Consider the following 10177-nt stretch of genomic DNA (forward strand, 5'->3'; position numbering starts at 1 on the left):
GACCAGGATATCGGCGGGGCGCGCCAGCGCCGGCAGGTACTTGGTACGGCTATGGGCAATGGTGACGGTGCAGTTGGCGGCGAGCAGCAGATTGGCCATCGGCTTTCCGACGATGTTGGAGCGGCCGACGACGACTGCATTGAGGCCGGAAAGGTCCTTGCCGCGCACGCGCTGGATCAACAGCATCGAGCCGGCGGGCGTGCAGGGCACGAACGCCGTCTCGAGCTCGCCGGTACCGAGCTTGCCGACATTGATGAAGTGGAAGCCGTCGACATCCTTTTCCGGCGCGATCGTCTGGATGACGTTGCCGGCATCGATATGGCCGGGCAGCGGCAGTTGCACAAGGATGCCGTGGATCGACGGGTCGGCGTTGAGATCGCCGATGGTCTTCAACAGCTGCTCTTCGGTCGTCTCAGCCGGCAGCGTGTGCTGGAGCGAATGGAAGCCGCACTCCTTGGCCGTGCGCGACTTCGAGGCGACGTAGACCTGGCTTGCCGGATCCTCGCCCACGATCACCACCGCCAGACCGGGCCTGGTCGCGCCCTTGGCCGAAAGCTCGGCGGTCAGCGCCTTGACCTTCGATACCACGTCTGCGGCGACACTCTTCCCGTCGATCACTTCGGCCATCATTCACCTTCAACACTGTTGCGCGGCCACGCCTCGCACGCAGCCCTGATCCTCAATCCAGCAGTCGGCACGCGAACGCGGCGCGCAAGCGGTCAAATGCCGCGGGGCATTTTCACGAAAATTCGACAGGCCAATCCCGTCAAAACGTCGTCGGATGCCGTAAACCCGAAACCGGCTGCTTTTATCGAAGGCCGCTTTTAGCGAAGACGGGGTGTTTTAGAAATAGCGGCAGCGCGAGCGGCTTTCGGTCAGAACGCGCACCGCCTCGCGAAATTCGCGCAGGCTGGCCCTGATCTCGCCGATCTGGTTCTGCTGATCGCCTGGCGACTGGCGCGCCTCGGCTGTCGCCGATTGCGAACGGGAAGGCGCCGACGGAGCGTATGTGTCGTGGGGTGGTTCCGGACGCTGCGGATGGTCCGAACTATAGGAATAGGTGCGGCTTTGAGCGGTTGGCGTCTCCAAGCCATGCTCCGACCTTGGAGTCTGGACTTTTCCGCAACCTCGCAAGCGGCTAAGGAGAGCCCTCTTTGCGGAGGTTTCGATGACCATCAGGCTCGTTCTCGCCGGTTGCGGCAATATGGGTTATGCGATGCTCTCGGGCTGGCTGAAATCCGGCAAGCTCGAGCCGTCGGCGGTGTTCGTGGTCGAGCCCAATGCCGAGTTGCGCAGGCGAGCCGAACATCTTGGTTGCGGCGCCGCGGCCGACGCATCCGCAATTCCCGCCGATGCCATGCCCGATCTCGTCGTCATCGCCGTGAAACCGCAGGTCATCCGCGATGTGACGGCAAGCTACAAGCGCTTCGCCGACGGCGGGACCACCTTCGTCAGCATCGCCGCGGGCACGCCGGTCGCGACCTTCGAGGAGATCCTGGGCGGGCTCGCGCCGATCGTGCGCTGCATGCCGAACACGCCGGCGGCGATCGGCAAGGGCATGATGGTGGTGTTTTCCAACCCGCTCGTTCCCGACAACGTCAGGCGCTTCGCCGCCGAGCTGCTGTCGGCGAGCGGTGTCGTGACGACGATCGACGACGAGAGCCTGATGGACGCCGTGACCGCGGTCTCCGGTTCCGGCCCGGCCTATATTTTCCATTTCATCGAGGCGCTGACGGTCGCCGCCGAGAAGGCCGGCCTGCCGGCCGAGACAGCCAAGCTGCTCGCCCTGCAGACCGTCTATGGTGCAGCCTCGCTTGCCGCCGAAAGCGATGAGGAGCCGGGCGTGCTGCGCCAGCAGGTCACCAGCCCGAACGGCACTACCGCCGCAGCGCTTGCAGTGCTGATGGGCGAAGACCGGCTGACGAAGCTTTTGACCGACGCGGTGGAAGCGGCGCGGCTCAGATCGATAGAGCTGGGGAAGTAGTCCTCACGCCATACAGCATCTCGTCCTGCAGTTGGCGCAGGGCAAATACCTTGGTCGTCTGGTCGGGCGTGGCGTTGTCGGCGGTCAGGAGTTCGCCCTTCCTGACCGGCTTCAGGACCTTGCCGCCTTCGAGCAGTCCGACCGGCACGGCACGGCTGGCGCGCGCCTCGGCGACCGTCATGGTCCAGGAGCGGTAGCAGGTCTCGCCGATGGCGTCGAAGATCTCGCCTGCGGCGAGGTCGCGCTTGGCGACCGCGCAGACCTCGGCCACCGGTTTAGGCAGCGGCACCATGTCGGGTTTGCCGTAGAGCATGATGCGGGCTGCGGTCAGCGGCACCTCCAGCGAGGTCAGGTGGTACGGCCTGAAGAAGCTGTAATAAGGGCCGTGGCCGACATGGAGATCGTCCATGCGCTCGACGACGCGCGGATGCGTCGCCTCAACGACGACGAAGACGCCAGGCGCCACGCCCTTGCCGATCGTGTAGTCGACGATACCCTTCTTCGCCAGGATGCCGCCGTCCTCGCGCGGGATGAGCACCTTGGCCAGCTGATCACGGTCGGCTTTCGGGCCATGCATGCCCGGAACATCGGGCACCAGGCCGGTGGCGTTGGCGATGGCGCACATCTCGACCATGGTCTTGGAGCCGTCCACGAACTCGACCAGCATGCGCGGGTTCATGTTCCGGCGCAGCGCTTCATCCCGATAATCGTCGGGAACGGCGTCGTGGTTGAGCGGGTTGTTCTTGCCCTTGCCGGCCGAGACGATGGTGTAACCGAGCGCCGAGGCGAACTCGATCAGCTCCATGCAGCTCGACGGCTCGTCGCCGGCGCCGACCGAATAAACAACGCCGAGCCGATCCGCCTGCTGCTTGAGGTAGCAGCCGATGGTCACGTCGGCCTCGACATTCATCATCACCAGATGCTTGCCATGCTGCATCGCCATCAGGTCGAAATCGGCGGCGACGCCGGGTTTGCCAGTGGCATCGATGACGACGTCGATCAGCGGATTGGTGACCAGCATCTCGTTCGAGGTGATGGCGATCCTGCCGCTTTCTATCGCCTGGCTTACCTTGGAGGCGGTCTCGGCTTCTGCAGCCATTGCATCGTCGCCATAGGCGATGCGGATCGCGTCGCGAGCCGTGTGCGGGCGGCGCGTGGAAATGGCCGCAATCGAAATGCCCGGCATCAGCATGCCCTGGGTCACCAGATCGGTGCCCATCTCGCCGGAACCGATGACGCCGATGCGCACGGGGCGGCCGTCGGTGGCGCGCCGGGCGAGATCGCGGGCAAGCCCGGTCAGGGCGACATTTGTCATACAAGAACGTCCATGCTTTGCTTCAGCCCGCAATACAGGGAACGATCCCCGTTTGCCAACAAAACCAGCCACCCATGGCAATTTCGTGCGCACGTCTTGCAGGACCGGCGCAGATTTCCCGCAACGATCCGCAACCTTCAGGTGTTTGAAAGCCTTGGCCATGTCCGGAGGAAGGGCGGATGCCGCGGTTCGTGCCAAGTGCCGATCTGACCGCCAAAGTTGGCACGGTGAGCGACGCCTCGGTCGATTCCTTTGTGCGGACTTACTGTTTATTTAGAGAAAATGGTGTTCGCGGTCACTTTCAACTGAATGGCGCCCCCGGCGGCGATCGTCTTCTGTGCCATTTTTGCTACATCCGCCGGGACTAATGGCTGGAATCCGTGCTTTTGGAGCGCTCTAAATCAATAAGTCCTCCTATCCGCGAAAAATCTGCTAGATACTCGTTGCAAGCTCCGGTGGCAGGCTTGGGCGAAATAAGCGCTGACAAAAACAAAACGGCGCGGGGATAGTCACGGGGTAGAAATGACCAGGACGGGTAAAGTGACCGTCGGCTGGCGCCTTGCGCTTGCCATGACGGTGTCGATGCTGGCTTGCGGAAGCGCCAGCGCACTCACGCTCAAGGAAGCTGTAGCAGTCGCGGTCGAATCCAATCCGGAGATTGGGCAGGCGATCGAAAACCGCGAAGCCATCGAATTCGAGCTGCGCCAGGCGAAAGGGCTCTATCTTCCCAGCGTCGATCTCGAAGCGTCGACCGGCGTCCGCCGTCTGGATAACGACTCCCGGCGAGCGCTCGACGAGGATCATGACGCGCTTTATCCAAACGAAGCGGACCTCACCGTCTCACAGACGCTCTATGACAGTGGCGCAAGACGGGCCGAATTGAACCGCCAGGCCTCGCGCGTCGACGGAGCTTCCTTCAGGGTGCTGGAACGGTCCGAATTCATCGGGCTTGCCGTCGTCCAGGACTATCTCGAATACATGCTGCAGGCGTCGATCGTCGCCGAAGCGAAGAAGAACCTCGGCTTCCATCAGTCTATACTCGGCGACATCAAGCAAGGCATCGCGGGCGGCGCGCTCAACGATGCCGACCGGCAGCAGGCCGAGGAGCGGCTTTACGCCGCCAAGGCGCGGATGCAGGAGGCGACCGAGGAACTGGAAGCGGCCAAGATCCGCTTCTTCAAGAATGTCGGCAAGCCGCTGACCAACCCGTCGCGGCCGGCCGATGTGGCCGGCGCGCTGCCGCGCTCGCTCGATGACGCGATCGGGCTTGCCAGACAGAACAATCCGCGCGTCCACATGGCCAACAGCGACATCGATGCTGCCGCGTCGCTGGTCGACGCCGCGCGGGCGAAATACGGCCCCACCATCACCGCCGAGGGTGTCGCACGGGGCGGCTATGACATCGACGGCGACGACGGCGACACCAGCGACCTGCAGGCTCGGGTGGTGCTGCGCTGGAATCTCTATCGCGGCGGCATCGACAAAGCCAACGAGCAGGAGCAGATCCGCCGCACCAGCGAGCAGCGCCTTGCGCTGCATCAGGTGCTGCGCGAGATCGAGGAAGCCGTCCGCACATCTTGGGACCGCCGCTTCCGCCAGGCGGAACTTGCGCAGACGCTGCGGCTGCAGGCAGCAACCAACGAAAGGCTGGTTGCCTCGTACCGCGAGCAGTTCAAGGTCGGACAGCGCTCGCTGCTCGACGTGCTGGATGCGCAGAACACGCGCTTCAACACCGCGACGCTTGCCGATACCTCGTCCTACGCGTCGCTGTTTGCCCAATACCGGCTGCTGGCCGCGACCGGGGAGTTGCTGAAGACGCTGAACATCCAGCCGGCCAAGCAGGCAGCCGCCTACGCGCGTAGCGAATTCGGCACGCCGGCGACAGCCGATACCGAAACCTATGCGCGCACACCATCGGAGCAGAAGAACGATCTGCCGTTCGACATCCTCGCGCCGGTCAGGAAGAAGCAGCCGATGTAAGCATCGATCTCTGGTCCTTCGGGGCGGATCGTGAACCAGCAACCTAATATCGTCTCGCCCAAGGAGGCTTTCAAAGCCTGCTTCTCGGCGATTGCAGCCTATCTTGGCCGGCCGAGCGCCGAGACCGTGCTGTTTGCCGGGGTGCCGATTTCGGACACGCTGATCGAGCCGGACAACATCAGGCATCTGGCCGAACGGATCGGTCTCGAGGTCCAGGCGTTCAACCATCGCGATTTCGTGCGCGGCCGGGTCGATCTTCCGGCCATCGTCTTCCGCGCCAGCCAACTGCCGGTTGCGTTGCTCGCCGAAACGGAAACTGGGCAATTTCTAACGGCGCCGCAGGAAAACGGCCGCACCACGATCGGCAAATCGGAGCTTGCCGAAAGCTACATCAGCGGTGGCGCCTCATTCTCGATCACCTATGCCAACACCGCCGAGGAGATGACGGTCGGCACGGCGCCGAGGATCGAAAGACGCCATTGGCTGACCGGAACGATGGGGGCGTTCTGGCGCACTTACTCGAAGGTCGTGCTGTCGGCGGTCTTCATCAACCTCTTGGCGATCGCCTCGCCGATCTTCACCATGAACGTCTACGACCGCATCCTGCCGAACAAGGCGATCTCGACGCTCTGGGTGCTGGCGCTCGGGATCGGCGCGGCCATCCTGTTCGACCTGTTGCTGAAGACGGCCCGTGCCTCGCTTATCGACTATGCCGGGCGCAAGGCGGATCTCAGGATTTCCTATCTGCTGTTCGAGAAAGTGCTCAACTCGTCGCTTTCGGCGCGGCCGGGATCGACCGGCGAATACGCGAATCGCGTCACACAATATGAGTTCGTGCGCGAGTTCTTCACCTCGAATACCATAAGCGTCTTCATCGACACGGTTTTCGTCTTCGTCTTCCTGCTGGTCATCTACGCTATTGGCGGCTGGCTGGCGATCATACCGGCGCTCGCCTTCGTCATCGCCGTCATTGTCGGTCTGGTGACACAGAGTCGCATCGGCAGGCGGGTCGCCGCCTCGATGAACGAATCTGCCCAGCGCCAGGCGCTCCTGGTCGAGTCCATTTCCACGCTGGAGACGATCAAGTCGCTGCGCGCCGAGGCCTATCTGCTGCGCAAATGGGGCGAGCACTCGAAGAACGCCGCCAACACCTCGGAGAAGATCAAGGAGCTTTCCGCCGCTGCCGGCAACATCACCGGCGCCATCCAGCAATTCGTGACCGTCGCCCTGGTGGTTGCCGGCGCCTATGCCTTCTCGGAAGGCCAGGTCTCGACCGGCGCGATTATCGGCACGGTCATGCTGGCGGGCCGCGCGGTCGCGCCGCTCGGCCAGATCGCCATCACACTCTCCCGCTTCCGGCAAGCCGTGCTGTCGCTCAGGATCGTCAATACGATCATGTCGCAGCCGGAGGACCGGCCCGACACGGTCGGCTTCGTCAACCGGCCGATCCGCAGCGGCGCGATGCTGTTCAAGAATGTCGGCTTCGCCTATCCAGGCACCGAAAACGAGGTTCTGAACGGGCTCAACATTGCAATCCGCCCCGGCGAGCGCATCGGCATCATCGGCCGCATCGGCTCCGGCAAGACCACAATGGGGCGCCTAATCGGCCGGCTGTTCCTGCCGACGTCCGGAGAACTGCTGCTCGACGGCATCGACATCCGCCAATACCACCCGTCCGAAGTTCGTGCCGCGGTCGGTATCGTCGCGCAGGCCGGCGACCTGTTTTCGGGCACGATCAAGGAAAACCTCCTGATGGCCGCGCCGGACGCGACCGACGAGGAAATCATCGATGCGGCGAAGGCCGCGGGCGTCGACGATTTCGTCTCTCGCCATCCGCGCGGCTACGACATGAATGTCGGCGAGCGTGGCACCAATCTGTCGGGCGGCCAGAGGCAGGCCGTGGCGATCGCGCGGCTGTTGCTGACCAAACCGAAAATCGTGTTCCTGGACGAGCCATCGGGTTCGATGGACCTGGCCTCGGAACGGCAGTTGATCAGGCAGCTCAAGGTGGCGTTCGACCGCAACACGACGCTGATCGTGTCGACCCATCGCTACAGCATGCTGGAGCTAGTCGACCGCCTCATCGTCATCGAGCAGGGGCGCGTGGTCGCGGACGGAGCAAAGGAACAAGTCATCCAGGCATTGCAAAAGGCGAATGCCTGACCGGGACGTTGGGGAATGTTAGCAAAAGACGACCGGCCGCCGCTTTTCGCTTCGGCGTCCGTATACATCATAGGGGCACTGTTCGTGGCCTTCACCGCCTGGGCATCCTTTGCCGAGGTCGATGAGATCGCGCGCGGCGACGGCAAGGTCATTCCTGCTTCCAAGACGCAGATCATCCAGGCGAGCGAAGCCGGCGTCGTCCAGGAAATCGCTGTCAAGATTGGCCAGACCGTCAGGAAGAACGATCTGATCATCCGCCTCGACAACACAGGCAACACCTCGAGCCTGGGTGAGGAGCAGGCCAAGGCGCGGGCGTTGCAGGCGCGCATTGCCAGGCTCAAATTCGAGCAGAGCGGCAATCTCGAGGGCGCGTTCCCCTGTCCGTCCGACATCCAGAAGACTGCCCCGGAGATCTGCGACAACGAGCAGAAGCTGCTCGTTGCGCGCCGGGACAACTTCCAAGTCAAGCTGTCCGTGCTGAAGTCGCGTCTCGATCAGCGCGAGAAGGAACTGGACGAGGCAACCGCCAATTCAGACCGCCTGTCCAAGAGCCTCGCCGTCAGCGACCAGGAAACGGCGCTCGTCGAATCGATGGTCAAGAAAGGCCTGATGGCCAGGACCGAACAGATTCGCGTCGAGCGGGAGCAGACCGATCTCCGCGGGCAGCTCAACCTTGCCGGAGAGACCATCAAGAAGAGCAAGGCGGCCATCACCGAGGCGCAGCTTCAAGTCGACGAGCTCGGCCTGCAATTGCAGCAGGAAGCATTGAGCGACTTGACGCAGGCGCTGGCGGACCTCTCTGTGGTGGACGAAACCATTCGCGGCGCCACCGACAAGGTGGCGCGGACCGATATCCGCTCGCCTGTCGACGGCATCGTCAACACGCTCGATGTCAACACGCTCGGCGCTTTCGTCCAGCCGGGCGCGGTCGTGGCCGGCATCGTGCCGACCTCGGAGACGCTGCTGGTCGAGGCGCGGGTCTCGCCGCGCGACGTCGCCTTCATCCAGCCGGACCAGGACGCGCTGATCAAGGTCACGGCCTACGACTTCTCGATCTTCGGCGGCATCGAAGGCAAGGTCTCCAACATCACCGCCGACAGCCTGGTCGACCAGAAGACGGGCGAGCCCTACTATCAAGTGCGCGTCGCGACCGAGAAATCCACGCTGCAAAGGAACGGCAAGACTTATTCGATTATCCCCGGCATGATCTGCTCGGTCGATATCAAGACCGGGCGCAAGACGATCCTCAACTATCTTTTGAAGCCCATCAACAAGGCGCGCCAGGAGGCGATGAGTGAACGATAGCGCCGCACGCCCCGACACTCCGCGCGACCGGCTGCTGCCGCCGCTCGCAGCCGAAGATTTCGGCCCGGAGTTCCGCGTCGTGGCGCGTGGCGGCGTGCGCCGCGGCATCCGGCTGGAGCGAGCCTTCTGGGTGTCGCTGAAGCAGATGGCCGAAAGCCGCAAATGCACGATCGGCATGCTGGTCGAGGAGATCGCCGAAAATCATCCCGACCAGGGCAATCTCACATCGGCGATCCGGGTCGCATGCATGCGCGGCCTCGCCGAGGAAAGCATGGAACTGCGCAAGCTCGCCTCGATCCGGACCATCAACGCGATCCTGGTCGCCTGCCCCTCGCCCGCCTTCGCGCTGTCTTCGTCGAAGAAGATCCTGACCTTCAATGCCCCGTTCCAGCAATTGGTCAGGCGCCAGCTGCCGAACGCGCCGGGCGACGACGGCAGGCAGGACCTCAAGCTGGCGCTGGACCTCAACGTCGTCGACGTTTTTGCCCGGCTCGACGCCAATGGCGAGACACCCGTCACCACCGGCTTCGTCATCGGCGCCGGCGAGCGCCGCTACAGGGGCCAGCTCAGCGCGGTGCGCGCGCCGGTCACAGAGCCGGAGCTGTTGATGGCGTTCGTCTTCAACGGTTGAAGAGGCAAGCCGCCTACTTCGCTCCGAAACCGGAGCCTGCCGACGTGACCGTCACATCGGGCGAAGCGCCTTCGCCGGGCGCCACTGTCGCGAAACCACCAGCGATGTCGGCGATCTGTGCGCCGGCTTTCGTGCCGTGGATCCAGGCTCGGTCGGTGCTGAATGAATAGAGCGGGACATAATCGGGAAGATCGCGGTCCATCGCCACAACGTTGCTGAGGCTGTCCAGGATGAAGGTGCCGCTTCCGGTGCTCACCGACAGCACCGCGTGGAAGAATTTCCGGCGGCGATCCTGCAGCACGACGAGCGACATGCTCTGCGCCGGGATCCCGGCGCGCAACAGCGCCGCCATCTTCAGGATCGCGAAATCCTCGCAATCGCCGGCGCGATGCTCGAGGATCTCCGACGGCTTCGCCCAGTAGTCGAGCTTGCCGTAGACGACGCTGTCCTTGCGATAGGCGATCAGCCGGTTGATGCTGCTGTTGACGAAGTCCAGCTTGTCGCGAAAAGCCTTGTTGGCTGCAATGCCGACGATCTCCCCAAACGCAGCGTTCTCACGATCGCAGGCACTTCCGGCCGTGCAGTCGATAATCGCCTTGTAGACAGGCGCCCAGCGCGCGGCGACCGGGAAGTTGCGCATGGACAAGGCGACCGACCCGAACACGCCCGGAACGATCGCCCCAGTCTGAATCGGGTCAACCTGGATCGGGTCGATCCGGATCGGATCGACGCCGGGGGTAGCCTCTCCACTCGCGGAACTTGCCGCCGGGCGGACTTCGAGAGGCGCATAGGCACTGGC

At 63.5% G+C, this 10177-nt stretch carries 9 protein-coding genes; 5 read left to right on the forward strand and 4 right to left on the reverse strand.

Features of this window, described 5'->3' with window-relative positions; translation table 11 throughout:
- Together EOA75_RS21795 and EOA75_RS21800 are read right to left on the reverse strand one after the other, a co-directional pair.
- A partial coding sequence (locus EOA75_RS21795) for a tetrahydrofolate dehydrogenase/cyclohydrolase catalytic domain-containing protein (protein WP_127325130.1) occupies nucleotides 1–627 on the reverse strand: 627 nt, incomplete at its 3' end.
- Nucleotides 628–843: 216 nt separating this feature from the next.
- Nucleotides 844–1089 carry a hypothetical protein gene (locus tag EOA75_RS21800; RefSeq protein ID WP_127325131.1) on the reverse strand — a complete coding sequence of 82 codons (246 nt, stop codon included), beginning with the start codon at nucleotides 1087–1089 and terminating at the stop codon, nucleotides 844–846.
- Nucleotides 1090–1168: 79 nt separating this feature from the next.
- Here EOA75_RS21800 and proC point away from each other — a divergent pair, with 79 nt between their 5' ends.
- Complete coding sequence (gene proC, locus EOA75_RS21805) at nucleotides 1169–1984, forward strand: pyrroline-5-carboxylate reductase (protein WP_127214501.1); 816 nt, start codon at nucleotides 1169–1171, stop codon at nucleotides 1982–1984.
- On the opposite strand, the gene EOA75_RS21810 is transcribed toward proC, so the two are convergent.
- Entirely contained in the window at nucleotides 1959–3299 is a 1341-nt protein-coding gene (locus tag EOA75_RS21810; RefSeq protein WP_127214499.1) for an NAD(P)H-dependent oxidoreductase, read from the reverse strand. The genes proC and EOA75_RS21810 overlap by 26 nt on opposite strands.
- A 582-nt stretch (nucleotides 3300–3881) precedes the next feature.
- Here EOA75_RS21810 and EOA75_RS21815 point away from each other — a divergent pair.
- From EOA75_RS21815 to EOA75_RS21830, 4 genes are read left to right on the forward strand one after another with little or no spacing between them, the layout of a single operon-like run.
- Complete coding sequence (locus tag EOA75_RS21815; RefSeq protein WP_245456911.1) at nucleotides 3882–5279, forward strand: TolC family protein; 1398 nt, start codon at nucleotides 3882–3884, stop codon at nucleotides 5277–5279.
- 30 nt (nucleotides 5280–5309) lie between these two features.
- The gene (locus EOA75_RS21820; protein WP_127325132.1) at nucleotides 5310–7442 is read left to right on the forward strand and encodes a type I secretion system permease/ATPase; all 2133 of its coding nucleotides are present in this window, start codon (nucleotides 5310–5312) and stop codon (nucleotides 7440–7442) included.
- Nucleotides 7443–7457: 15 nt separating this feature from the next.
- On the forward strand, nucleotides 7458–8747 hold the full coding sequence (locus EOA75_RS21825; protein ID WP_066989331.1) for an HlyD family type I secretion periplasmic adaptor subunit: 1290 nt from the start codon (nucleotides 7458–7460) through the stop codon (nucleotides 8745–8747).
- Nucleotides 8737–9378, forward strand: a complete 642-nt coding sequence (locus EOA75_RS21830) for a ribbon-helix-helix domain-containing protein (RefSeq protein WP_095781935.1) — start codon at nucleotides 8737–8739, stop codon at nucleotides 9376–9378. The genes EOA75_RS21825 and EOA75_RS21830 overlap by 11 nt, the downstream gene beginning before the upstream one ends.
- Before the next feature lie 13 nt (nucleotides 9379–9391).
- On the opposite strand, the gene EOA75_RS21835 is transcribed toward EOA75_RS21830, so the two are convergent.
- The coding region (locus EOA75_RS21835) for a transglutaminase-like cysteine peptidase (protein ID WP_245466701.1) at nucleotides 9392–10177 on the reverse strand (786 nt) is incomplete at its 5' end.

Origin of the sequence: Mesorhizobium sp. M1A.F.Ca.IN.022.07.1.1 (genome assembly GCF_003997575.1) — a bacterium.
Lineage (GTDB): Bacteria > Pseudomonadota > Alphaproteobacteria > Rhizobiales > Rhizobiaceae > Mesorhizobium.